Origin of the sequence: Nostocoides jenkinsii Ben 74 (assembly GCF_001046875.1) — a bacterium.
GTDB classification, from domain to species: domain Bacteria; phylum Actinomycetota; class Actinomycetes; order Actinomycetales; family Dermatophilaceae; genus Nostocoides_A; species Nostocoides_A jenkinsii.
In genome coordinates this window covers 484,420-505,118 of sequence record NZ_HF571038.1, presented here as the reverse complement: position 1 = coordinate 505,118, position 20,699 = coordinate 484,420, and the positions used below count along the sequence as shown (strand labels likewise).

At 66.2% G+C, this 20,699-nt stretch carries 31 protein-coding genes, 8 tRNA genes and 1 pseudogene; 8 read left to right on the top strand and 32 right to left on the bottom strand.

Going from position 1 to position 20,699, the window contains the following annotated elements; all coding sequences use genetic code 11:
* Positions 1–19: 19 nt before the first annotated feature.
* The 3 genes from BN13_RS02375 to BN13_RS19520 all read right to left on the bottom strand — a co-directional run bounded on the left by BN13_RS02375 (position 20) and on the right by BN13_RS19520 (position 1,343).
* A complete protein-coding gene (locus tag BN13_RS02375; RefSeq protein WP_048544118.1) occupies positions 20–532 on the bottom strand; it encodes an HNH endonuclease in 513 nt (170 codons plus the stop codon).
* 86 nt (positions 533–618) lie between these two features.
* Complete coding sequence (locus BN13_RS19525; RefSeq protein WP_048544116.1) at positions 619–963, bottom strand: WhiB family transcriptional regulator; 345 nt, start codon at positions 961–963, stop codon at positions 619–621.
* A 53-nt stretch (positions 964–1,016) separates the two neighbouring features.
* Complete coding sequence (locus BN13_RS19520) at positions 1,017–1,343, bottom strand: hypothetical protein (RefSeq protein ID WP_048544114.1); 327 nt, start codon at positions 1,341–1,343, stop codon at positions 1,017–1,019.
* Positions 1,344–1,592: 249 nt separating this feature from the next.
* On the opposite strand from BN13_RS19520, the pseudogene BN13_RS02360 reads away from it, so the two are divergent.
* Positions 1,593–2,009 (top strand): annotated as a pseudogene (locus BN13_RS02360) (NADAR family protein); the annotation flags it as partial.
* A gap of 145 nt (positions 2,010–2,154) precedes the next feature.
* Here the strand turns inward: BN13_RS02360 and BN13_RS02355 are convergent.
* The 11 genes from BN13_RS02355 to BN13_RS02320 form a co-directional block, all read right to left on the bottom strand.
* Positions 2,155–2,230, bottom strand: a tRNA-Gly gene (locus tag BN13_RS02355).
* A 1-nt stretch (position 2,231) separates the two neighbouring features.
* Positions 2,232–2,307 (bottom strand) — tRNA-Glu (locus tag BN13_RS02350).
* Between the two features lie 4 nt (positions 2,308–2,311).
* Positions 2,312–2,384, bottom strand: a tRNA-Asn gene (locus tag BN13_RS02345).
* Between the two features lie 15 nt (positions 2,385–2,399).
* Complete coding sequence (locus BN13_RS02340) at positions 2,400–2,759, bottom strand: hypothetical protein (RefSeq protein ID WP_048544112.1); 360 nt, start codon at positions 2,757–2,759, stop codon at positions 2,400–2,402.
* Positions 2,760–2,803: 44 nt separating this feature from the next.
* Positions 2,804–2,879: transfer RNA gene (locus tag BN13_RS02335), tRNA-Pro, on the bottom strand.
* A gap of 4 nt (positions 2,880–2,883) precedes the next feature.
* Positions 2,884–2,954: transfer RNA gene (locus tag BN13_RS19105), tRNA-Gln, on the bottom strand.
* Between the two features lie 7 nt (positions 2,955–2,961).
* Entirely contained in the window at positions 2,962–3,228 is a 267-nt protein-coding gene (locus BN13_RS20720; RefSeq protein WP_321162921.1) for a deaminase, read from the bottom strand.
* The gene (locus BN13_RS20715; RefSeq protein WP_321162920.1) at positions 3,114–3,368 is read right to left on the bottom strand and encodes a hypothetical protein; all 255 of its coding nucleotides are present in this window, start codon (positions 3,366–3,368) and stop codon (positions 3,114–3,116) included. Before BN13_RS20715 ends, BN13_RS20720 begins: the two co-directional genes overlap by 115 nt.
* A 57-nt stretch (positions 3,369–3,425) precedes the next feature.
* Positions 3,426–3,498 (bottom strand) — tRNA-Lys (locus BN13_RS02330).
* A 4-nt stretch (positions 3,499–3,502) separates the two neighbouring features.
* A tRNA-Leu gene (locus BN13_RS02325) sits at positions 3,503–3,591 on the bottom strand.
* A gap of 186 nt (positions 3,592–3,777) precedes the next feature.
* Positions 3,778–3,850 (bottom strand) — tRNA-Trp (locus BN13_RS02320).
* Between the two features lie 347 nt (positions 3,851–4,197).
* Here BN13_RS02320 and BN13_RS02315 point away from each other — a divergent pair.
* A complete protein-coding gene (locus BN13_RS02315; protein WP_048544110.1) occupies positions 4,198–4,650 on the top strand; it encodes a hypothetical protein in 453 nt (150 codons plus the stop codon).
* A 425-nt stretch (positions 4,651–5,075) separates the two neighbouring features.
* Here the strand turns inward: BN13_RS02315 and BN13_RS02310 are convergent, their stop codons facing one another.
* Positions 5,076–8,822 carry an SdrD B-like domain-containing protein gene (locus tag BN13_RS02310; RefSeq protein WP_162199903.1) on the bottom strand — a complete coding sequence of 1,249 codons (3,747 nt, stop codon included), beginning with the start codon at positions 8,820–8,822 and terminating at the stop codon, positions 5,076–5,078.
* A 248-nt stretch (positions 8,823–9,070) separates the two neighbouring features.
* On the opposite strand from BN13_RS02310, the gene BN13_RS19095 reads away from it, so the two are divergent.
* The gene (locus BN13_RS19095) at positions 9,071–9,220 is read left to right on the top strand and encodes a hypothetical protein (protein WP_157038392.1); all 150 of its coding nucleotides are present in this window, start codon (positions 9,071–9,073) and stop codon (positions 9,218–9,220) included.
* A gap of 48 nt (positions 9,221–9,268) precedes the next feature.
* On the opposite strand, the gene BN13_RS02305 is transcribed toward BN13_RS19095, so the two are convergent.
* The gene (locus tag BN13_RS02305) at positions 9,269–9,457 is read right to left on the bottom strand and encodes a hypothetical protein (RefSeq protein ID WP_048544107.1); all 189 of its coding nucleotides are present in this window, start codon (positions 9,455–9,457) and stop codon (positions 9,269–9,271) included.
* On the opposite strand from BN13_RS02305, the gene BN13_RS02300 reads away from it, so the two are divergent.
* Both BN13_RS02300 and BN13_RS02295 read left to right on the top strand, forming a co-directional pair.
* Positions 9,452–9,688: a hypothetical protein gene (locus BN13_RS02300; protein ID WP_048544105.1), complete on the top strand. Its 237-nt coding sequence runs from the start codon at positions 9,452–9,454 to the stop codon at positions 9,686–9,688. The two genes, BN13_RS02305 and BN13_RS02300, sit on opposite strands and share 6 nt — an antisense overlap.
* Positions 9,689–9,723: 35 nt before the next feature.
* Positions 9,724–10,149, top strand: coding sequence for a hypothetical protein (locus tag BN13_RS02295; protein ID WP_048544103.1), 426 nt, complete (start codon positions 9,724–9,726; stop codon positions 10,147–10,149).
* 182 nt (positions 10,150–10,331) lie between these two features.
* Here the strand turns inward: BN13_RS02295 and BN13_RS02290 are convergent, their stop codons facing one another.
* On the bottom strand, positions 10,332–11,036 hold the full coding sequence (locus BN13_RS02290; protein ID WP_053079698.1) for an HNH endonuclease family protein: 705 nt from the start codon (positions 11,034–11,036) through the stop codon (positions 10,332–10,334).
* A 102-nt stretch (positions 11,037–11,138) separates the two neighbouring features.
* The gene (locus BN13_RS02285; RefSeq protein ID WP_157038391.1) at positions 11,139–11,516 is read right to left on the bottom strand and encodes a hypothetical protein; all 378 of its coding nucleotides are present in this window, start codon (positions 11,514–11,516) and stop codon (positions 11,139–11,141) included.
* A 105-nt stretch (positions 11,517–11,621) separates the two neighbouring features.
* Between BN13_RS02285 and BN13_RS02280 the strand changes: the two genes are divergently transcribed.
* Complete coding sequence (locus BN13_RS02280; RefSeq protein WP_048544099.1) at positions 11,622–11,945, top strand: hypothetical protein; 324 nt, start codon at positions 11,622–11,624, stop codon at positions 11,943–11,945.
* Here BN13_RS02280 and BN13_RS02275 read toward each other — a convergent pair.
* The 5 genes from BN13_RS02275 to BN13_RS02255 all read right to left on the bottom strand — a co-directional run bounded on the left by BN13_RS02275 (position 11,942) and on the right by BN13_RS02255 (position 14,457).
* Positions 11,942–12,847, bottom strand: coding sequence for a hypothetical protein (locus tag BN13_RS02275; RefSeq protein ID WP_048544097.1), 906 nt, complete (start codon positions 12,845–12,847; stop codon positions 11,942–11,944). The two genes, BN13_RS02280 and BN13_RS02275, sit on opposite strands and share 4 nt — an antisense overlap.
* Positions 12,848–13,043: 196 nt before the next feature.
* A complete protein-coding gene (locus BN13_RS02270; RefSeq protein ID WP_162199902.1) occupies positions 13,044–13,307 on the bottom strand; it encodes a hypothetical protein in 264 nt (87 codons plus the stop codon).
* On the bottom strand, positions 13,304–13,630 hold the full coding sequence (locus BN13_RS02265) for a hypothetical protein (protein WP_048544093.1): 327 nt from the start codon (positions 13,628–13,630) through the stop codon (positions 13,304–13,306). Before BN13_RS02265 ends, BN13_RS02270 begins: the two co-directional genes overlap by 4 nt.
* A gap of 91 nt (positions 13,631–13,721) precedes the next feature.
* Positions 13,722–14,075, bottom strand: coding sequence for a DUF3846 domain-containing protein (locus tag BN13_RS02260; RefSeq protein WP_048544091.1), 354 nt, complete (start codon positions 14,073–14,075; stop codon positions 13,722–13,724).
* A 4-nt stretch (positions 14,076–14,079) separates the two neighbouring features.
* Entirely contained in the window at positions 14,080–14,457 is a 378-nt protein-coding gene (locus BN13_RS02255; protein ID WP_157038390.1) for a hypothetical protein, read from the bottom strand.
* Positions 14,458–14,503: 46 nt separating this feature from the next.
* Here BN13_RS02255 and BN13_RS02250 point away from each other — a divergent pair, with 46 nt between their 5' ends.
* Positions 14,504–15,265 carry a hypothetical protein gene (locus tag BN13_RS02250; protein ID WP_157038389.1) on the top strand — a complete coding sequence of 254 codons (762 nt, stop codon included), beginning with the start codon at positions 14,504–14,506 and terminating at the stop codon, positions 15,263–15,265.
* Entirely contained in the window at positions 15,262–15,444 is a 183-nt protein-coding gene (locus tag BN13_RS19090) for a hypothetical protein (protein WP_157038388.1), read from the top strand. The genes BN13_RS02250 and BN13_RS19090 overlap by 4 nt, the downstream gene beginning before the upstream one ends.
* On the opposite strand, the gene BN13_RS02245 is transcribed toward BN13_RS19090, so the two are convergent.
* The 9 genes from BN13_RS02245 to BN13_RS02205 form a co-directional block, all read right to left on the bottom strand.
* The gene (locus BN13_RS02245; RefSeq protein ID WP_157038387.1) at positions 15,441–15,953 is read right to left on the bottom strand and encodes a hypothetical protein; all 513 of its coding nucleotides are present in this window, start codon (positions 15,951–15,953) and stop codon (positions 15,441–15,443) included. The genes BN13_RS19090 and BN13_RS02245 overlap by 4 nt on opposite strands.
* 134 nt (positions 15,954–16,087) lie before the next feature.
* Positions 16,088–16,384 (bottom strand): hypothetical protein, encoded by a 297-nt coding sequence (locus tag BN13_RS02240; RefSeq protein ID WP_048544084.1) that lies wholly within the window; start codon positions 16,382–16,384, stop codon positions 16,088–16,090.
* Entirely contained in the window at positions 16,381–16,563 is a 183-nt protein-coding gene (locus tag BN13_RS02235; RefSeq protein WP_048544083.1) for a hypothetical protein, read from the bottom strand. Before BN13_RS02235 ends, BN13_RS02240 begins: the two co-directional genes overlap by 4 nt.
* A 24-nt stretch (positions 16,564–16,587) precedes the next feature.
* Positions 16,588–16,959, bottom strand: coding sequence for a hypothetical protein (locus BN13_RS02230; protein WP_048544082.1), 372 nt, complete (start codon positions 16,957–16,959; stop codon positions 16,588–16,590).
* A gap of 44 nt (positions 16,960–17,003) precedes the next feature.
* Positions 17,004–17,876, bottom strand: a complete 873-nt coding sequence (locus BN13_RS02225; protein ID WP_162199901.1) for a hypothetical protein — start codon at positions 17,874–17,876, stop codon at positions 17,004–17,006.
* Positions 17,834–18,268, bottom strand: coding sequence for a hypothetical protein (locus BN13_RS02220; RefSeq protein WP_048544078.1), 435 nt, complete (start codon positions 18,266–18,268; stop codon positions 17,834–17,836). The genes BN13_RS02225 and BN13_RS02220 overlap by 43 nt, the downstream gene beginning before the upstream one ends.
* Entirely contained in the window at positions 18,265–19,197 is a 933-nt protein-coding gene (locus BN13_RS02215) for a hypothetical protein (protein WP_048544076.1), read from the bottom strand. The genes BN13_RS02220 and BN13_RS02215 overlap by 4 nt, the downstream gene beginning before the upstream one ends.
* Positions 19,194–19,601: a hypothetical protein gene (locus tag BN13_RS02210; RefSeq protein WP_157038385.1), complete on the bottom strand. Its 408-nt coding sequence runs from the start codon at positions 19,599–19,601 to the stop codon at positions 19,194–19,196. Before BN13_RS02210 ends, BN13_RS02215 begins: the two co-directional genes overlap by 4 nt.
* Positions 19,598–20,464: a nucleotide-binding protein gene (locus BN13_RS02205; protein WP_048544072.1), complete on the bottom strand. Its 867-nt coding sequence runs from the start codon at positions 20,462–20,464 to the stop codon at positions 19,598–19,600. Before BN13_RS02205 ends, BN13_RS02210 begins: the two co-directional genes overlap by 4 nt.
* Positions 20,465–20,699: the final 235 nt, after the last annotated feature.

Sequence of the window (20,699 nt, the reverse complement as noted above, 5' to 3'; positions counted from 1 at the left end):
AACTGGGCGTGGCCGTCGATCAGCGCCGGAGCCGGTCGAGGCTGGCGGCGGTGGGAGCGAACGGCTGCCACAACAGCGGCATCCCCGCCTCGTCAGGGGTCCGGTCGCCTTTGATCCAGTTGTCTTCCTCGCACGCGGCCACCGTGTTCAACCAGGCGGTCGGGCCGCCGCGAGACTTGGGCAGAACATGGTCCGCCGTGGTGCCGTTGAACTGGCCGCAGTACGCGCATTGCCCCCGGTCCCGCACCAACAAGGCGTCCTTGGAGTAGACCGCGATCCGGTCGGCGAACCGGCCCACGTTCTGCTTCACCGGGCCGTCGAATGTGGCGGTCCGGCGGGGGCGTCGGCCATACCGGAATCGTTCGGGAACGTACCGGCGCAACAACAGGACGCTCGGGGTCGGTGCGCCCGCGAACATGCCGGGGCCTTCCTCAACGACATCGGCCACGCCACGCCACAGCATCGTGTGGGCGTGCCGGACGGACACGTCGTGCAAGGGCGTGTAGGTCGTGTTCAAAACAGTAACGAGCATGGCGGCGCTCCTTTCGATGCGTAGAGGCTTGGGGGCAAGAACCCGGTGGAATGCGAGAGGGGAGCAGCCTCCCGCCGCCTGGAGGTCTAGGCGGCGGGAGGCTGGTTGGCCGGTCGACCGACGGGGCGCATGTCGAACGGCTTGCCGTTCTTCAAGTACCTCCCGCCCCACACCCCGACAGCCTGCATCGCGATGCCGCCGTTGAGGCAGTCGACGATGCGGGGGCAGGTCTGGCAGATCGCGACCGGTTCGGCGAGACCGTCGGGGGTGATCGGGAACCAGAGTTCGGGGTCGTGGCCGATACAGGCCGAGGCTTCCAAGCCCGCGAACGATCCGGCGGGGGCGTCGTTCGCAGCCCGAAAGTGCTTCGCGGACGCCAGCACGACATCGGGGCGACGCGGCTGCTGGGCGGTCATGGGCATCGTTTTCATTGCTGGCCTCCTTCGGGGCTGGATTGGGGTTGAAACGATGTTCGGTGGTGGTGCTAGATCAAGACGACGTCGATGCCGTCCGGGGTGATTCGGGTCAGGCTCATGCGCCAGGTCGGTTCGGGAAGCATCCAGGTCCACTCGTCGTCCGGGTCGATGTCGGCGCTGTCGTCCAGCATCAGCGGCTCGCCGTCGCTGCCGAGAGCCGACGACAAGACGCCGGAGCAGAGGTAGATCGGCAGGTCGGAGCCGACGAACGGCAGCGCCGAAAAGGCGTCGATGCCGCGCAAGTCCAAGACCAGCCGGGTGCCGACCTGCCATCCGGGATAGACGCTGACGCCTTCCTCGACGCCGTCGTCGCGGTGATTTCGGGAGCACCGCATCGCGTGGTGGGTGTTGAACTCGGGCAGGTCGCCGAAGGGAAGAACCCGCGGACGCCGTCGCGTTCGGCGAGGTCGAGGATTGCCTGCTGGGCTGGGCTGCGGTCCATGACCGTGTTGAGTGCAGCGACGCCGCCGCGGCCGACTGCTGGGCAAAGAGTCGGCATGGAAGTCATCGCGTTTTACGGTCATCGGCCTGCTCCCCGCGGCCCTATTGGGGCGCGCGCCTGTCTCTCGTAGTGGTATGCCGCTCCGTTCGAAGTCGACGGGATTACCTACCCGACCGCCGAGCATTGGCTGATGCATCAGAAGGCCCTGGCTTTCGGGGACTCGAAGTCAGCCAACCGCGTGCTGCAATCGCCGAACCCGGCGCACGCCAAGTCGGTCGGACGAGCGGTCACTGGCTACGATGACGCTTTCTGGTCCAGCATCCGCCGTAGCGTTGCGACATACGGCAATCTGGCGAAGTTCACACAGCATCCCGCGCTGGGGCGCATCTTGCTGTCGACCGGCGACGCCGTCCTGGTGGAGGCCAGTCCGCGGGACCGCGTCTGGGGAGTCGGACTAGCTTTTGGTGATCCGCGCCTATCCGATCCGGAGCAGTGGCGAGGATTGAACCTGCTTGGTCAGGCGCTGATGGCGGTGCGGGACGAGCTACGCCGTTCCTAGTCGTCCTCGCGCAGCAAGACCAGGTCGTTGCATGCCGGGCACCAGGTCGAGACTTTGACGGGCAACACCGGGATGCGGTGGCCGCATTCGGCGATCTTAACGACGGTCACGGTCTATCTCCTTTCTGTGTTTCGTTGGATTCCGCTGGAGCCCCAAGCCGGGCTCGAACCGGCGCATACCGCTTGGAAGGCGGTCTCTCTAGCCATCTAAGACATTGGGGCGTGGTGCCGTCGACGGGAGTTGAACCCGCCCTGTCCGGATTGAAAGTCCGGCGTCCTGACCGATAGACGACGACGACGTTGCTCCCGCACTTGGACTCGAACCAAGAACCTGACGATTAACAATCGCCTGCGCTGCCAATTGCGCCATACGGGATAGTTGGGCCGTTTCTCAGGCCCAGTCTTCGCCCTGCTCAATGAGATGGACGAAGCAGGAGTCTTCTTCGACGGTGGAGACGAACCGGAGAGGGCACGAACTGCCGAACCACCCCTTGACAACGCCCAGCACCGCCTCCGTGCGCTCTTCGGCGCTCCCGACAAAGTGCGAGTGTTGTTGCTTTCGGGCGGAACAGCACACGCCGGGACGATCGAGACGCAGGAGGCGGTGGCGATCCCGGCCCGGTTCGCCATCGAAAGACTCTTCGTCCATAAGAACGTAAATCTTGTGGCAGCCATCCCACGAGATCGCCACCGCCCGACGGAGCGCGTCGCGGATCAGGTCGTCGGTCGAAGATACGGGTTGGTCAGCCATGTCGTCTCTGAGCGCAGCGACGCTGGTCGACTGGCCTGCGGTGGTGGTCGGGGTGACAGGGCTCGAACCTGCAACTTCCTGCTCCCAAAGCAGGCACGCTACCAATTGCGCCACACCCCGCGGGCTGGGTTGGAAGGACTCGAACCTTCGTACACGAGTTCCAAAGACTCGTCGGGGACCGCACCCCACAACCCACTGCGCGTCAGGCCGACCAGTCCGTCATCCTCACGCGGTCAAACTCTCCGTCCGGCCAGACCACGCGGACGATTCCCGCCGCAGCCATCGCCTTCCGACACCCCGCGCACGGCGGGTCGGTGATGTATACCGTGGCCCCCGTGGTGTCTCGGGGGGCGTTCAGCAGAGCATTGACCTCCGCGTGGATGGCGATACAGAAGCCGGGCGTGCCAGGCCGGTCATAGCCCCCCCCAGCGGCGGCATTTGGTCCAGACTCGGCCGACCGCGCGGGCAATGCCCGTCCAGGCACTCCGGCTCTCCTGCCGCCGCGCCGTTGTAGCCGGTCGCGATGATCCGGTGATCCAGGACGACGACGGCACCGACGGTTCGTCGGGTGCATTTCGCCCTGGTGGATGCGGTGGCGGCGAACGCCAGGAAGTAGTCGTCCCACGATGGGATAGTTCTGGTCGTGGCGCTGTTGAGCGCAGCTTGTGCCTCCGGTAGGGCTCGAACCTACGACCCGCCGATTAAAAGTCGGCAGCACTACCACCTGTGCTACGAAGGCAAAGTGGTCTCGCCCAGAGTCGAACTGGGACGCCCCTCCGTCGGGGGCACCGGGGTTTGAGCCCGGCGCGGCTACCAATTTCGCCACGAGACCATGCGCGCGAGAGCGGCGTTGGCCGTGCTCGCGCGTCGCATTCCACTGTGATGTTAGCCCCGACCGGAGTTGCCCGGTCGGGTCGAGGAATGGGTCTCGCAGCCGTGTGACTGTTAGCCCGGTGCGTGCCCGCGCGTCTCGCGACGAGGCGGGTATCCGGTGCCTGCGAGGCATCCTCTTGTTGTGCATGGGCGGAAGGACTCGAACCCTCAACCGGCGGTTTTGGAGACCGCTGCGCTACCTGTTGCGCCACGCCCATAGGTGGTTGTCGGGCAACGAAAAACCGCCCCTGACTGCCGGAGCAATCGGGGGGCGGTTTCGCGCTAGGCGACACCTCGATGTCGCCTAAACGGCCCACCCCCGAGAGGTCCAGTCATTCGTCGGCAGCCCCGCCAAGCCACACGACGGCATGACGAATCCGGGGTACGCGGTGGTCCCCTGTTCGCTGGCGCGTTGGTGTTTGGTGGGCATTGCCGTTCCTGACTGGATCGAAGGTGGAGGTTCAGTATCGCCGATCCGCGCTGGCATGCGCCAGCCAAAATCGACAACCCGAGAACGATAGCACACAGTTCGTGGAATACATGGGTTTAGTGGAATCATGTGTCGATGCCTCGCGGACTGACAATCCGAATCCCCCACCGCGACGTCGTGATTCACGCCTTGACGCTCATCGGAGTGCCCGCCTCGACCGCGTTGGTCTCCGCAGTGATCGAAGCGACCCATCCTGGACACCCGCCTGTCCAGTACGCAGGTTTGCGGCGCGACGAAGCTCGCGCCGGGAAGCCGATCCGGGTGGTTGCCGCCATCGACACGAGCGGCGAACCGGTCCGGGCAACCCTGGCACTGTCATCGTGGCCGCTGGCCGACCAGATCATCGCCCACACATCACCACCGATTTACGCCGCGATCTCGACAGCCAACCTGACGGCCGCGGCGGCCGGCTACCCGGAACTGAGCGATATCGCGGCTCGATTGTCCGTCCAGCCACCCTCTCGGCGCATGGTCGACGTCGACCGGCATGTCCGAGAACAAGCCGCACAACAGATCGCCGGGAAGTAGTCTCTGCGACGCAGACCAGCCCCGGACCGAAGAATCGTTCTCGGTCCGGGGCCGGTCTGACCAATCAACGGGGCTGGCGCAGCACGCACGGCCCGTCATCGTCGCCGCTACACGGGTAGTCGGCGCAGTCGTCGTGGGCATCGTGGACCGGACACAGGCTGCCCGACCCGTGATCGTCCACCATCGCCGTCTCGACGCTCACGGCATCGCAGTCCGCGCAGAAGCTCGGCTCCATATCCACGTTCGCTCTCGATTCTGTCTCGTTGTTGTGGATCGAGGGATGGTGTCTCCCCGGAGGCGACACGCGCATACCGGCAACCGGGGAGACACCTTGCAACGTGGTCGCGTCCCTCTCCCTGTCGCGACCACGCCGAACCGGCCCGGAACAGGGACGTTCCGGGCCGGTTCGAGTGTCAGACCGCCGGTTACTTACCGGCGACCAGGGAGCGGCCCAGGAAGACCTGGGCAGCCTTGGTCGGACCCCACGGGTCAACCGAGGTCGCGCCAGCGGGCATGATGAAGGCGTCGGTGACAGCACCGGAGCCCTTGACCGTGCCGAGCTTGGCGGTCGTCGCCAGGGTGTTGAACCCGCCGACGATCACCTTGTTGACGGCGTCGATGATGTCCTGGTTGGACGCATCGACAGGGACCGTCACCCGAACGACGGCGGTCTTCTTGTCGGTGTAGGGCTTCGCGAGCCCCTTGCCGACCCAGAAGTCCTCGCCGTAGGCCAGGCGAGCGTCGTCGTCCATCGCGGCGATCTTGTTGCCGTACTTCACGGACGGAGCCTTGCCAGGGATGGCGTTACCCCACCGGTAGCGGTCCAACTGAACCTGGACGACCTTGTACTCCTTGGTCTTGGCCCAGTAGTCATCCCGGTCCTTGACGGGGATGCCTGAGACCGCGCCGGTGCCGGTGACGGTCGCACGGTCCTGGTGCAGGACTGCGCCGCCTTCAACGCCGACGAGCATCGCGGTGCACTTGAACCAGCCGCCGACCGACAGGGTGCCGGTCCACGTCAGGCCCTCAGCACCGTCCGGGAAGGTGCAGGACAGGTCTTCGACCGTGCCGTTGGAGATCACGACGTCCGAGACGGTCGGGTTCTTGATCTGCTCGTTGCCCTTGTTGGCGATCGTGAAGACGAGGGCGCGGCCACCCGGAGCCATACCAAGATCGACAGCCTCCGCAGCGGTGTTGGCGTCATTGCCCTTGATGTCCTTCTTCACGATGTCGATGACCGGGGCGGGCTTCCAGAACCCGAAGTCCAACGTCCGGTCGGCGTCGCCGTCCTTGGTCAGGTCGGTGGACGTCGCGAAACCGGTGGACGAGTCGGTGGCCGTGGTGCCCTGGCCGGTGATCGTCGGGTAGAAACCGGCAGGGACGGTGTCCATGTCGATCGTGACCGTGTACTGGACACCCGCAGGCAAGGCCGCGAGACCGGCGTAGGCGTAGCCGCCGTTGGCGTCCGTGGTGACCACGGACGGCGTGGCTCCACTGGCGTACAGTGCGGGCTTGCCGTCGGTCCGGGTGACCGCCAACTGGACGCCGGGGATGCCCTTCTCGCCGGTCTCCTGGACGCCGTTGTGGTTGCTGTCGAACCACACGTAGTCACCGATCGAGACCTTCGCGGGCTCGATCGTCTTCGCCCAGTAGTCGTCGGCGTCCGTGACCGGGGTCTTGGACAGTTCGCCGACCGCGTTGACGGTCGCAGTGTCCTGGTGCAGGACCGCACCAGAGACGACGCCGGACAGGGTTGCGTGGCACTCGAACTGCGCACCCGGCGCGAACGGACCAGTCCAGGACAGGCCGACCGTGTTGTTCGGGAAGGTGCAGGACAGGCCGGAGATCGACCCGTTCGCCTTCACCACGTCGCTGACGCTGACGTTGGTCAGGGCCTCCGTGCCGGGGTTCTTGACGATGAACGTCAAGCCGGTGCTGCCGGGGCTAACACCCAGGTCGACGGCCTCAGCGGAGGTGTCCGCGTCGTTGCCCTTGGCGTCGATCTTCTCGATGTCGACCTGCGGGGTCGGCTTCCAGAACCCGAAGTCGAGGGTGTCGTCCTTGGCTCCGTCCTCGGTCAGGTCGGTGGAGGTCGCCGATCCGGTGGAGGAATCGGTGGCGCTCGTGCCCTGACCGGTCAGGGTCGGGACGTAGCCCGCCGGGTAGGTCGACGGGTCGACGGTGACGGTGTACTGCACGCCCGTGGGGAGAACGGACAGGCCGCAGAAGTGGTAGGAACCATCCGCGGCAGACGTCTGCCCAGCCGGGGTGGTGCCGTCCGCGTTCGTTGCGGGCTTGCCGTCGGTGCGGGTGATCGCCAGCTTGACGCCGGGAACCCCGATCTCGCCGGACTCCTGGATGCCGTTGTGATTAGCATCGAACCAGACATAGTCACCGACGCAGACGGACGGCGTCTTGGTGGTCTTCGCCCAGTAGTCGTCGGTGTCGGTGACCGGCTTCTTGGACGTCTGACCGACCGCGGTGACGGTCGCACGGTCCTGGTGCAGGACAGTGCCAGCGGCGACACCGGCCAACTTGGCGGTGCAATCGAACTGGACCGCAGGTTGCCACGGACCGGCCCAGGTGGTCCCCGTGGAACCGTCCGGGAAGGTGCAGACCAGGTCGGTGACGGTGCCATTGGAGACGACGACGTCCTTGACGGCGACCGTGGTCAGCGGCTCGTTGCCGGGGTTGGTGACGGTGAACGCCAGGTCCGTGCTGCCAGGCGACATGCCCAAGTCGACAGCGAGGTCGGAGGTGTCGGCGTCGTTGCTCGCCGCGTCAACCTTCTCGATGTCGACCTGCGGGGTCGGCTTCCAGAACCCGAAGTCGAGAGTGTCGTCACGATCGCCGAGCGCGGTCAGTCCGGACGAGGTCGCCGAGCCGGTGGAGGAATCGGTGGCGCTCGTGCCCTGACCGGTCAGGGTCGGGAAGTAGCCCGCCGGAACCGTGTCCGGGTCAATCGTGACGGTGTAGTTCACGCCCGCCGGAGGAACCGGGAGGTTGGTGAACGTGTAGAGACCGTCAGCGCCGGTCGCCGCGTCGGGGACATACGGGTTGCCGAGGTAGTCGGTGACCGGCGCTCCGTCGGTGCGGGAGATCGTCAGTCCGACGTCGGGAATGCCCTGCTCGGTCGACTGCTGAATGCCGTCATGGTTGGCGTCCAACCAGACGTAGTCGCCGACGCTGACGAACTGGTCACCGGTTCCGGTGCCGCCCGCCGCCGGATACTTGACGGTGTACTGCGTGTTCTTGGCATCGCCGTCGATGTCGATGACGGCCCGGTTGGTGAACGGGTCACCTTCGGTCGCGCCTGCGGGGAATACCGACTGGCCCTGGATCAGCATCGACTGCCCGACCGTCATGTTGGTGCTGACGACCAGCTTGGTCGGGGTGCACGAGTCGATCGCCGCCGGACGCAACGTCCCTGCGACGCGAACCGTGATGGTGGCACAGTCGAGAGTTAACGGGGCGACCGGAGTGTCGGTGACCGTGACCGTCTGCGCGGACGTGACCTCGCCGGTCTTGATCTTCCAGGCGAAGAAGGGAAGACCCGTGGTGGCGTTCTTCTCGACCGAGCCGACCTTGGTGTTGTCACCTTGGCTTGCGCCCGCGACGACGGTCACGTTGTCGGTGAACGTCTTACCGGTGGTCTGAATCACGGGCGTCTGCGCGCCGAGGGTCGCGTTGTTGGCAACCTTCGCCATGAACTCTGCGGTGCCACGGACGTTGACGTGATTCGCCGCGTAGGCCGTCATCGTGAAGGTGACGGTCCGCCCGACGACCACGGCGTTGGCGACGACGGAGCCATCCGTGTCCGTCAACGTGAAGTTCGGGGACGTGATGCCGCTGAACGGGTCCGCGGGAAGGACCACCTGGAAGGTGTCGCCAGCCTGGGTGCCATTCGGCACAGCCCAGTTCGTGGTGACCTTCGTTTGAGTATTGGTCTTGATCGTCGTGGCGACGATGTTGACCCCCGTGACTGCGCCGTTGATCTCCGCGGCCTGAGCCACGGGCGGGGTCAGCATCGTCGTGGTTGCCGTGCCGGCGAAGACGGCGACAGCCGTCACCGCCGAAAAGCTGCCGCGACGACGCTTCAAGGTGTTGGTGTGCAAGGGGATGAACCTCTCGTTGTGCGTGAACCCGGCAGACCAGGGGGTCTGCTGGCGCACGACGCGGATGAGAAAACCGCGCCGTACACCAAGCCCCATGCGGCACCCGCATATCCGCAGGTCAGCAAGGGTTTGATCGGGTCCGAGGTGGGCGTGGCACCCGCTCTCAATTACTCCTTTGCTTGCTGGGCCGCCACGGCGGCCCAACTGCGCCCAGAGACGGCATGGGAATCCACCTCGGCGCCCGAAGAGGCGCGTCCGAAACCGCCTACTAGCGCCGTCTCGACTCGCGCGAATCGACCATCACCGTGCTGGGCAACGGTGTTTCCGGCAGCCTGTCTCCGGTCGTCGGCGGACGGCCTCTCGAAGACCTGGTTGACGCCGCCAAGCGCGCCTCGCCGCCGGTGTGGACGTTTAACCTCGACATGCTTGACTCGCTCGCCCGCGACGAGGAGTGACAGGACCGGAAGGTTCCGCTCTCGATCCTGGCCGGTGTCGTCGAGCGGCTAAACAGCGACGACCTGGCCCTGATCGTCAAAGTCGGGCACGCCGTCGAAGCGGACGGCAGCCTGGTCCGCCATCGCGCCGCCCAGAAGGCGTTGGCGGCCCTGGATTTCGCCATACAGCAAGAGGAAGACGAGCGCAAGGCTCGTGGCCGGACCGACCTCGCCGCTGCGCTCAGAGTCGGTATGCAAAGCAAAGACATCAAGGCTGGCTCCAAAGTTCGCGGCCCCTATCCCAACCCGGACTTCTTCCGAGGCGTCCCGCCCGGCCAGCCAGGACTGATCGCCGTCGGCGGCCGGGGGGTGCAAGCCCGCCAGGAAAGCCCCAGCATCGTCTGGTACCGCATCGGGAACACCGATGACTGGCACCTAGCCCTGTCCCGCCTCACACGGGAAACGTTCACCCCGGACACCAACCGCTGATCCCGAAACCACCCCTTCCGTGCTTGGCGGCGCTGATGGGTTGGGCTGGCGGTAGTGGTGCGCTGGCTGGGCCGGACATCAACACTGCCGGTGTCGCCACCGTCCGCCAAGGACGAGACAAGACGATCCTGTTCGACCGGGAACCGCTGGGCGCCAAAAACCCCAGCGAGGTGTGGGTGATCGACTCCGCAGACACCGAGAAGGTGTTGGCTGCCGCGCCCTCGCTGAACCGGCGCGACCTGGCTCTCGACGTCGTGGTGATCTTGGCGGTCGTTGACCTCTGGACCAACAGCGCCGCTATCGCCATCCTGGTCGGAGCCGTCGGAATCTGTCTCGACACGGATTGGCGGTTGCGAGACCCCCCCGCAGCCCGCCGGGCAATCGTCGTGCTGCGGGATCAGGTCGCGGCGGTCACCGCTGCGGTCCGCAAGACGAACCAGGCCACCTTGGACTCGCTTTGAGCACTGAGGGCCGTGGCGAAGCGTCACCGGAATGGAGTCTGGGGCGGGAACCCCCCCCCACAGTACGGTGGCGGCGCGGCGGTCGGGGTGACGGTGGAAGAGTTCTACCGCGAGAGCGATCGACCCAGTTCTATGCTCTACGCCGACGACGTCGCCTACGTGCGCCAACGGTTCCGGTCCCGCTAGGCCGGGCAGGTCGCCAGCATCGAGGTCAGCGCGGCCTTCTCGGCGCTGTTGACGCTCAACTTGTACTTCGACTTCACGGCAGTCCACCGGATCGCGTAGAGGCAGTAAGCGGCCTTGTTCGGGGGACGCCACGCCTCAGGGCCTTTGTCGCCTTTCGCCGAGTTCAGCCGGTCATAGGACGAGACCAGGACTAGCGGATCGTTGGCGAACTGCGTGCGCTTGGTGGGGTCCCACGACGCCGCGCCGGAACGCCAGGACGCCGCCAGCGGCACCATGTGGTCGATGTCGATGTCCGCGGTCGCGTCGTAGCGCCGAGCGCCATACGGGTCGACCCACGTCCCCTTCAAGTAGGAACAGGTGCTCGACATAGTGACGTTCTTGCCGTCCCGATACAGGGCCGCATTGCGGGCGTCGCAGGAGTTGTTGGGCGCGACCGGCCACCCCCACGTCGAAGCATCCCGCCAGTGCGGAAACAAGTCCCGCGAGTAGCCGGTCGTCGACCCGTCCGCGCGCACCAGAAGCGTCGACAGGGCCGCCTTCGCCGACGCTGGGGTCGCCGTTGACGGCAGCCCGAGCCGCAATTGAGCAGCGGCCGTTGCGGCCGGCACCGCGCCGATGTCGGTCCGGGCGGACGCCAGCGAGGGCGCAGCGATCAGGGCGGGGGCGGCCAGGGACGCCAGGGCGATGAACGGGGTTCTCATGCCTGTGCTGCGGACGGGGCGGTCTCTGGGTCGTAATCGAGCAGGTCAATCACCCATTGCGGCGTCGGTTCTTCCATTGCTGACGGTCGCTCGCGCCGGGGCTTAGGCCCCCTGTTCGCGGCAGCCGTTCGGCCCCTCGATCGCCGAAAGACCGTTCTCACGGTGCAACCGATCGTAGACCCAATACTCTTTGCAGCCTGTCGGCTCCACCGCCGCAGGGAGACCGTCATCCCCGTGCCTGCCGCCGTCGACCCAATATTCGACGGCCCCATCCGCCCTTTCGACCGCCGGAAGCCCGCCACTGCGGTGCGACTTGCCGTCCACCTCCCACAACTTGTTGCCGAGCTCATCGACATAGGTCGGCGGGGCGTCGGCGTTGTCGAACCTGTCCAGCGAGACGTCGCTGGTGCCGCCCGGTCGCTGCGCGGAAGACGTGTCATCGTCGGAACCGAAGACGACAGTGGGTTCGCTGCCCTGCATGGCGGCGAACCTGCCGCGGGCGTCGCGGCGGTGCTTGCTGGCGTCGAAAGTCGTCATACCCCCGTTGCGGGCGAGGGTTCGTCGATCGCTGCGCTCAGTGAGGACATGGACAGCATTGACGGAGCCGAGGCTTACTACGGCATCCGGGGCGACCGTGACCCCGCCGAGGTTGCCGCCCACGAGTTCGAGCACTTGGAAGGCGACCCGCGCGTCTTCGCCGGGGCGATGGCCGAGTGGCTGGCCGACGCTCGCGGCGACGCCATCTGCGCGATGGAGGAAGGCGGCTTTGCGCGGTGGATTCCGATCGTCAGCGGCGGGGCCGACCTTGACGGACACGACTACGACGAGTTGGTGGAACAGAACAAGGAAGAGTGGGCGCGGCGCGAACTCGACCTTCTCGCCGAGGCGAACGCGCGACGGGCCAGTTAGCCGCGCCACACGTACACGACGGGCCGTTCTCGCAGCGGGGCGTCGCGCGGACCTTTGATGTAGCCGGGAATCCACGTCGTCTTCACCTGGCCCAGTTTCGGGCCGCAGCGTTGCTGGCGCGGGTGCGGCCTGACCGGCCAGCGGTGGGTGTAGGTCCGCTTGCTTGTGCTCTCAGTCTTCTCCGCATGCTCGGGGTGGTCTTCCGGCGCGCGCAATGTCAACAGGCGAACCGGCGACGAGGACTGCTTACTGGCCGCCTTGCGGGCTTTCCTTGCCGTCGGTGGCGGCGCATCCTTCACTTCCGTCATCGACGGCGTCTGCATCAGCGACCAGATCGCGGCAATCAACGACAGGATGCCCGCCGACGCAGCGTCACTCCGCGCCAACTCGCCGAGGTCGACGACCTCAGGATCGACCAACGCGCACATCGACAGTTCCCATTCGCCCATCACCGCGTTGGGCGGGCAGGTCCGACCGTCTTTCAGGACGACGTCGTCGCACCGCGAAAACAGCGCGACGTGGACTTCTTCGTGGCGGCTCGGGCTTGGCACCCAAGTCAGAATGCACGGGGCCGCGCTGCGATAGGACGCCGTGGGGTGCCGTTCGACGGTGACGAGCGGCAGATGCCGGGCGAACACCATCACGCCAGCCTCAGACGGTCGGGTGGCGGGATCGAACCACTGCATGTCGTGCGCCGCCTCGACCGCCAGCGTCGTGGCGTCCGGGGAAGCAAGAAACATCTCAGCATCCGCAAGCCGCGGCATGGAGTCGAAGAAGTCAGCCAGCTCAGGGTCGATGTCCCAGCGCCGGGCCGACTTTAACCGGGACAATTCTCGACCGGCGCGGGCGAAGCCGTCGCGGATGCCCGGCATCTGCGCAGGACGCACCCGGACGACGCTCACCCCGACCGCCGTTCCCGGTTGGCGACACGCTCGAACGGTCGGGCTAGGTCGGGGCGACGAGCCCGATACATTCGCCGAGACAGCGTCGCTGGCCGGATGCCCAGGCGGTGCGCGACGTTCTCGGCAGAGCCGCCAGCACCGAGCAGCACTTCCAGCTCGCACACTAGGTCGGCTCGGCGCCACGAGAGATTGGACATCACGCCACCGGCCAGACGAAAACCGCTGTCGCGACCGCAATCCGACACCACGCGCAGCAACCGGTATCGCCGCAGTCGGCGTTCGCGGCACCACACCCGTAGCAGCGCTTGCCGTCGACCAGATGGGGGTCGTGCGGTTGTCCGCTGCCCAGGCACGCCTTCCCGTCCGCGTCGTGGACGGTCAGGGTGTCGTCACGCTCCACCGGTACCACGACCGTGCAGGCAGGGCAGCCGGATTCGGAGACCACCGGGCCGGGCATCACGCGACCGCCATCTCGGGACGCAGGGGGACGTGCGGGCCGACGATGATCGCGGAACCGTACACCGCGGGTGCGTGCGGGCTCCCCGCGGTGTACAGCATTTCGCGGATCGCGTTAGTCGTCGGGGGACTGAACGGGGCACGTTCCGATTCCGGATCGGCGGACACGAAGGCGACAAGCGCCGCGGCGGCAACGGTCTCGACCGCGCGGCACCCCAGCGCGGACCGAACCGAGTCCGGGTCGAGGAAGCCGTCGGCGTCCAGGGAGAGGGCCGTCAACGACAGCATCCCGTCCTGGTTGAAGAGCAAGGCGTTGGCGGTGGTCATGCCCTTGCTGAGCGCAGCGACCGCCCCCTAAACGCCAGGCACCCCGGCCTTCTCCTGGGCCGGGGTGCCTGGCGTTTAGGGGGGGGGCTTGTCAGGCGACCGCGTCAAGACGCGCCGTCATCCAGTCGGGAACGGGGGAATCGTTGCCGTCACGATCCACCGGACCGAAAAAGGCGACCTTGCCCGCAAGAATGTCGCCGGGCATGCCGACCCAGCCGAAAGAGTTCGCGATCTCCGTCGCCAAGAGGTTCGGCTCCTTGCCGGTGATCTTGCCTTCCTCGTCGAGGTAGGCCGACCAGCCGGAGCCGCTGATCCCCTCGACCCATTCGCAACCAAGCGCGTCGTAGAGGGCGTCGAGACGGACGCCGCCACCGCGTCCGGCGGGGAGGGTGACGATCTCGTGGGAACGGTCGGGGTTGACGATGAGGACGTTGATGGTTGTCATGTCGTCACTGAACGCAGTGGTCGCGGTCGACCGGAGCCAGCGCACGGAAGACCAGCCGCGAGGGAACGCGACCCGGCAGTCCGCCAGACTCGGGCTCAGACGGACCCACGAAAACCACCTTCCCCCGCAAGGCGGGACCAGATCGACCAGCTTCCGCCAGTATGCCGGTCGCCACCACGTTGACCAGATCGGACAAGCGGTCTTGGGGGTCCGCGAAGACGGCGGTCCATTCGGCGGTGACGAAGGTCTGCCGTTCCTGGCCGACGATGGCCGCCAGATAGCCGTTGATGCCGATATCCGCGTCGGGGACGAGCGTGCTTACCTCAACGAGGTCGTTCGGCCACACGACGGCAACTCTCACATTCCTGTTCGCAGTAGTCATGCCAACAGTGGGCGCAGCAAGGGTGTCCGCTGCGCTCACCCTTGACATGACTATTGCGCCCAGCGCGTCCCGGATGGCTCGCCGCACGATCGCCGCCGACCCCCTCGGAACCAGCAGACTCCTGATCGCTGGACCCGGAATGGGCAGCACCAGCCTGCTGCGGCGCTGCACCGGTGACGCCACCCGGCACGGATTGACCGCCGTGACGGCCGGCCCGGCCACGATCTTTCGGTCGTTCGCCGACATGCAGGGCCACATCTACCGGGCTGTCGGCGACGCCGCGCCGGCGTCACTGTTTTTGGCGTTCGACCGTCCATCGTTCGTCTTCACCGACGACGACCACGAACAGTTCAACCGGTGGGTAGACCGGAACCGGCCCAAAATCGTTCTCGCGCAACGCTCTGTCCCGCTCGAACTCACCAGGGCCGCGGCGATCGGGCGTTGGCGATTGACCTACCTGACTCCCCTGTTGCCCGACGAAGCAACAGCGTTGCTGCGCGAGTACGCCGTCGTCAACGACCGTCCCGGATTCGCCGGGTGGCTCGACAGTCCAACCGGAAGCCAGCGGGTGACCGAGTTGTCCCGCGCTGTCGGCGGTCGACTCGACGTCTGGGACGCCATCGCATCCAGCGACAAGGTGGAGACCCTGCGCGCGGGCATCGACCAACTCATCGAGGTCGCCCTCGCCGTCGGGCGATTCGAGAACGAACTCGCCGCACACCTCCTGGACCCCGACGGAACCGACACGCTCGCGAAAATCGACCCCCTATTCGCCACCTTCCGAGCACTGCGCTCAGCAGCGGCATGAACCCAGACACCATGCTCGCCATCGCGGGCGTCATCGCCGCCTGTCTCGCCGTCGCCGGACTCATCGGATTTGTCGGCCTGATCGGGAGCGATGTCGCCCTCCGGATGCGGTCCCATATCGAGAAGCGGCGTCGGCGCGAAACCCCGACGCCGCTGATCCGACCTGGCGACAACGACTAGAGCAAGCCCAGCGCGGACGCGGCAGCCTGATAGGCCAACCAATCCTCGGTCGACCCGCCCCGATCAGGGTGGGCGTTGCGCCGCGCCATGTTGTTGATCCGAGCGAGGGTGTCCTCCGAGCCTGGCAGCGCGCCCGACAACCGGAACAGGGTGTCGAGCGGGTCTTCCGGTGCTGCGCTGTGCGGTTGGGCTTCGATCTGCCGCCACCCGGCATACTGCTCCCCCGAACCGGCGACGCCATATCGGTCGATCGAACGCAGCGAGTTCAAGGTCAGCACGATGGCGCGCAGATTGTGCAGCCAGTCGGCACCCAGACTGCGTGACGGGGATACGAACCGGTCCAGCCGGTAGCGCAGCGGGCCAACCGTCGAGGCGAAAGACAACTCGACCGCCGGGGACGACGGACGGGCGTTCGCCCGCATTTGCCCGCCGAGCCGAAGATCAGCCTCGGAGACATCGAGGCCCAGAATCACGTTCTCGGCGCGCAAGGCCCGCAGTTCGACGTTCAAAGCGTCGAACGTGCTGGTGCGCCACGCAGCGAGACCGCTCGCTCGGGCCGGACCGAACTGACTGCGAACGCGGCTTCCCTCAGGGGTCAACCAAAGACGGTCGGGCAGCGGTCGGACGCGATAGTTGAGGTTGCTCATGGTGTCTCTGGGCGCAGTGGCGCGTCTTGGGGACTCGGCGCAGCGACAGCCACGCCGACGTTGAGGCCGACGAAGGCGAGGGCGCTGACTGCTCGACTACGCCACTGATTGCGCGCCGAGCGTCCGATGGTGGTCCAGGCGTGCGCGGGCAGCGCCGACTCGCGCAGAAACATCGACCGAGCACACCCGTCGACCAAAGCCCGCAGCAGCGGCTCCTTGGGGATGCCCAGGCCAAGTTCGGTCAGGTCGGCTTCCGTCAGCGGCAACCGGGCAGAGCCCGTGTGCGCGTTCATGCGGCTCGGTCCAAAGATTCGGCGTCGCTGCGCCGTTGTTGGTCTCGCTGGAACGTGATCACGGGTGCGCCCGCGGCGAGCCAGATCGCCGTCAGAACGGCAACGGCCAAGGTGATGAGGAACGCCCACGAGGTCAGCGGGGTCATCCCCGCGCCGGTGGTGACGATGATGGTGTCCATGACTGCTCTGAGCGCAGTGCAGTCCTAGGCAACCGCGGTGGTGTCGCCACGCGCTTCGATCGCGGCGACCCACGCCAGGGCCGTGCCCGCCAACGCCACCAAAGCCTCAGTTGCGTCGTCGTCGTCGACAGGGCGCGCCAAGACGTCGCCGAGCGAGGCGATCAAGACGTCGGCCCAAGAGGCATCGCCGTGGCGTTGCGCCCGCAGTAGCGCCCTGCGGAAAGCGTCGGCGTTCTGCTCTGCGGTGGCTAGGTCGATGTACGCACCCTTGCCTTTGAACGGGGTGCTCGACGGGCCGATCCCGTCGGGAAGGTCGCGGTCCACGCGAGACCACGCAGCCGCGATCTCACCGGCAATCCAGTCCGCCATTCGCGGCGTCAGCGTCAACGTGGTCACCCCAGTTCTTTGCCCGCCAGCCGGACGCCGCGGCGCGGGCTGGCCTAGGGCATCCCGCATTCTTCGCGCAAGATCGTCACGGCGAGACGATGAAGCTCTTTCCGGCAGTCTTCGACCACTTCTTCTTCGACGCCGACACTCTTGGCGACCGCCGCGCTGGTGGCAAAAACACCCGTGCGGACCGCAGGCAGCAGCAGGGCCTCGGCAACCGCAGCCAGGAGCGCATCCTCGCCTTGCTGGGCGCGAGCGACCACGAGGTCGATCAGGTAGGTCGCCGTCGGCTCGACCACCGGATAAATGTCTGTCGTCGCGCAGGGATCGGAGTGGACGAGATCGCTGACGTCGACCCGGTATTTGTCCGGGTCGACTAGATCGGCGGCGCTCGCCAACGCTCCCTGCCGGGCGGCGTCGACGCGACGCTCCCGCACTCTCGCGTTGTAGAGGTCGATCAACTCGCCGACGCCCGGTTCTCTCCCCCACGTCGCCGTCAACTCGGCACGCAAAGCCAGCAGCGACCGGCGTCGACGATGCATCGACGACATGCCGGTGAAGCCGTTGAACCACGGCGATTCCCGCAGTTGCTTGATCCGATCTTTCGACAGGAAATGCAATGCGGTCGGGAAGTCCTTCTTGCTCCGGGCGCGGGCGGCCACTTCCGGATTGGTCAAGATGGTCAACGCCACGACGACGATCTCGGAGCGGACGTCATCGCCGTGCCCGCCGGGACCGAAAGTCAGCCCATAGTCCTTGCAGTGGCGAGCGACCAAGACTTCGATCAGGCGAACGACCGTCTTGTTCGCCAGGAAGTCCGCCAGCCCAGGGTCCGAAGCGGGCACCAGTGAGTCGCCCAGGAGAGCGTCTACGCCATCCCAGGTCAGGTCCACGCGATCACGCCCGGTGCGCCACCATAGGGCCATCCGTCCCACGGAAACGGATGCCCGACAAGGGCTTCCGACAATGCGGCGACACGGCTCAACGTCGTCTCAGCGCGACCGTCGATCAACCAGGCTACCGTCGGGAAAGGTCGACGACGATGTTTTCCGATCACAACTGGATCAGGGCACTTCGCTAGGTCAAGCGCCCGCGTCACAAGCGCGACCGCCGCCTTCTGCGAGACATTCGGCTGCGCGCCGATGATGTCGACAACAGCCAACCGGCGACAAGGGTGCTTAGGGTTAATCCGGCACATCTCCACCACATCCCAGACGGTCGCGCTACCCGCCGCGACCGTCATCAGCCACCGCGCCCGCGTTTCGATGGCGTTGGCGCGCGCGACGAGCGCATCACTGGACGTGTGAGCGCCGATCACGCCGACACCCCCAAGACGTCGACGTCACGAAAAGGGACGGTCTCCGCTTCGGGGATCGACCCCGTCGTCAACGCCAGCCGCACCGCGTTGACACTGGGGATGGAATGGCGATCCGTCATCTCCTGGATCGCCGAATGCACAGCCTGCGGGTCGACGCTGCCGATGTCGCGCGAAACCCGTCGCACCAACGACCCGAGCCGGGGGTCATCGACTTTGGCCCGAAGAAGCGGATCGGCGTCCCGGACAAGGTTCTTCCACAGGTAGCGCAGCGGGTCGACTCCACGAAAACAGCCGGGGCGCAACGACTTTTCGATGATGCGTTCCGCAGACGAGAGCCCCCTCACCGTCTTGTCGTCGTCGCAGACGCCGAAAACGAGGGCGTGCGAGATCGCCAACAAAGACTCCGCGTCCACGAGGTGGCGCGACGTCCGATCACCAAAGACCGAGCACGACAAGGCGTATTCGGCGTGCTTGACCGCCGCCAGCGCAAGCGGTTCGGCTTGCATCAGCGCCTCCCACCGCGCCCGCTCTCCGGCCTCGACTAGCCCCCCCAGCGTCTCCTGTGTCGACTCGTGGCAGGACGTGAAAAACCACGCCCCGACATCCTGCTGGCGCGGGTCCACAATGACGACCTGGTCGACTGTCAGCCCTAGGCCGACACCGTGAACGGCCTGGCGGCGCGACGTGGTCACGAACTGTACGGGGCCATCGGTGTAACCGACTCGCAGCGGCATCGGCAGCCGTTCGCCGCTAGGCCCTCGATCCTTGCGGCCCACATTCACCGCAGCCTGCACCCAACGAAAGACCGGCAAAACCACGACATAGCCGCTGTCCGCCGGTGCCGATGCCGCGAGCTTTGCGGCAGCGTCGCCGACGATCATCGCGGTCAGGGCGTTGGTCCAGGACTCGATCGGTCGACAGAGCGTCATCGCTTCCCCCCAGGGATCAGTGCCGTCACCGCTGCGGCAATCGCCGTGGCGGAAAGGGCAGACGGGATCGCGGTCGCGACGAGACCCGTGACGACCGTGAAGTAACCGAAGACGGCGCGCAGTTTCCCGGAGCGGAGGGAGACGAGCGTCGTCGCGACCCAGGATGTCGCAGACAGCGCCGTAAGTCCCGTCCAGCCGATAGGGCTGTGGATAGCGTGCGAAACTGCCAAAAACGACCAGGGGATAACTGCGGCTGACGCTGCGGCAAAGACACTTTCCGGTGTCACCGCCAGGCGTCGGCGCTGGCGCGGCGGCGCGGCAAACGTCCGCTCGTAGTCATCGACAGGGCCGGTCCGTCCCGATTCCTGCGTTCCGGCGAACCAGTCGCCTGACGGGGTGCTCATCGCGCCCTCCGCAACCACCCGAAGAGGCCGCCGTTGCGGCCGGCGACAACATACCGATCGGGATGCTGCTCCGGGTCGAACTCTGATTGGCCGGTCGCCGCGTAGAGCAGCCCATCCAGCACCCGAGCCAGCGACGGGGTGTCGTGCGGGAAAGAGCCGAGCGCCATCCCGTTGGCGATGCGGTCGTCGTTGTCGATGATGCCTGCGGCCTGGAAGCCCGTCGAGATGCTGTCCAGCATCTTCGCGGCGTTGGCTGCGCTGGTGTCTTTCGCCCCGTTGAGGACTACCCGGATACGTCCTGACGGGACGCAGCGCAACACGAGGTCTCGAACCCGAGCCATCAGGTTGCGGCCAGACGGCAACGTCAAGTCGGACACCGCGACAGCCAACGCAGAGCGCGACTGGTCAGCCAGGATGGGGATGACGAAGTCGGTCACCATACCGGAAGAGTCGACCGATTCCATGATCTGGGTGTCGACGATCACCAAGTCGACGCCATCGTGCTTGCGCAGACGGGCGACCAGGTCGGCGTAATGACCGGGAGTAACGACGGACTGATCCACGTTGGGGTCGGACCCGTCGTGCGGAGCGAGGACCACTCCGAACAGCGGCATCTCCATGCCCGACGGGCGAAGAGACGCCAACCGGCGAGGCGAGATCACGACGTCCAGGGCAGACCTGCCCATAGCCATGTCCAGCATCGACGGCGTATCGGCCTCGCGGAGCCGAAGAAACTTCGTGGCATCGGGTTGCCCCAGATTGCCATCCACGAGAACGACTTTCATGCCACTACCGATTCTGGCCGCACGCTGTGCGAGCAGGATCGACAGTGTCGTCTTGCCAACCCCACCCTTGCCAGCCATCACGACAATGACAGGTTCGCCGATCTGTCGCCCGATCCTGTCAGGCGAACTCGCTGCGACGAAGTCGTAGTCATCGTCTCCGGTTGACGCCGGAGGGGAACTATTCAGCTTGCTCGGGTCAGTCTGTCGACCCGGAAGGTTAACGCTCAATGGTTGGTTCGGGTCAGTCTGTCGACCCTGGGGCTCAGCCTGTCGGCCCCGGTTAACACCCTCTGGTTGGTTCGGGTCAGTCTGT

Excerpts from the sequence above, each read along its gene's own strand:
- BN13_RS02315 (WP_048544110.1), top strand. The coding sequence starts at position 4,198 with ATGCCTCGCGGACTGACAATCCGAATCCCCCACCGCGACGTCGTGATT.
- BN13_RS02235 (WP_048544083.1), bottom strand. The coding sequence starts at position 16,563 with ATGGACACCATCATCGTCACCACCGGCGCGGGGATGACCCCGCTGACC.
- BN13_RS02300 (WP_048544105.1), top strand. The coding sequence starts at position 9,452 with ATGCAAAGCAAAGACATCAAGGCTGGCTCCAAAGTTCGCGGCCCCTAT.
- BN13_RS02375 (WP_048544118.1), bottom strand. The coding sequence starts at position 532 with ATGCTCGTTACTGTTTTGAACACGACCTACACGCCCTTGCACGACGTG.
- BN13_RS19525 (WP_048544116.1), bottom strand. The coding sequence starts at position 963 with ATGAAAACGATGCCCATGACCGCCCAGCAGCCGCGTCGCCCCGATGTC.
- BN13_RS02215 (WP_048544076.1), bottom strand. The coding sequence starts at position 19,197 with ATGACGCTCTGTCGACCGATCGAGTCCTGGACCAACGCCCTGACCGCG.
- BN13_RS02260 (WP_048544091.1), bottom strand. The coding sequence starts at position 14,075 with ATGACAACCATCAACGTCCTCATCGTCAACCCCGACCGTTCCCACGAG.
- BN13_RS02225 (WP_162199901.1), bottom strand. The coding sequence starts at position 17,876 with ATGGCCCTATGGTGGCGCACCGGGCGTGATCGCGTGGACCTGACCTGG.
- BN13_RS02205 (WP_048544072.1), bottom strand. The coding sequence starts at position 20,464 with ATGGCTGGCAAGGGTGGGGTTGGCAAGACGACACTGTCGATCCTGCTC.
- BN13_RS02285 (WP_157038391.1), bottom strand. The coding sequence starts at position 11,516 with ATGCAGGGCAGCGAACCCACTGTCGTCTTCGGTTCCGACGATGACACG.
- BN13_RS02295 (WP_048544103.1), top strand. The coding sequence starts at position 9,724 with ATGGGTTGGGCTGGCGGTAGTGGTGCGCTGGCTGGGCCGGACATCAAC.
- BN13_RS02340 (WP_048544112.1), bottom strand. The coding sequence starts at position 2,759 with ATGGCTGACCAACCCGTATCTTCGACCGACGACCTGATCCGCGACGCG.
- BN13_RS02290 (WP_053079698.1), bottom strand. The coding sequence starts at position 11,036 with ATGAGAACCCCGTTCATCGCCCTGGCGTCCCTGGCCGCCCCCGCCCTG.
- BN13_RS02250 (WP_157038389.1), top strand. The coding sequence starts at position 14,504 with ATGACTATTGCGCCCAGCGCGTCCCGGATGGCTCGCCGCACGATCGCC.
- BN13_RS02240 (WP_048544084.1), bottom strand. The coding sequence starts at position 16,384 with ATGAACGCGCACACGGGCTCTGCCCGGTTGCCGCTGACGGAAGCCGAC.
- BN13_RS02255 (WP_157038390.1), bottom strand. The coding sequence starts at position 14,457 with ATGACTACTGCGAACAGGAATGTGAGAGTTGCCGTCGTGTGGCCGAAC.
- BN13_RS19090 (WP_157038388.1), top strand. The coding sequence starts at position 15,262 with ATGAACCCAGACACCATGCTCGCCATCGCGGGCGTCATCGCCGCCTGT.
- BN13_RS02280 (WP_048544099.1), top strand. The coding sequence starts at position 11,622 with ATGGACAGCATTGACGGAGCCGAGGCTTACTACGGCATCCGGGGCGAC.
- BN13_RS19520 (WP_048544114.1), bottom strand. The coding sequence starts at position 1,343 with ATGCGGTGCTCCCGAAATCACCGCGACGACGGCGTCGAGGAAGGCGTC.
- BN13_RS02265 (WP_048544093.1), bottom strand. The coding sequence starts at position 13,630 with ATGACCACCGCCAACGCCTTGCTCTTCAACCAGGACGGGATGCTGTCG.
- BN13_RS02210 (WP_157038385.1), bottom strand. The coding sequence starts at position 19,601 with ATGAGCACCCCGTCAGGCGACTGGTTCGCCGGAACGCAGGAATCGGGA.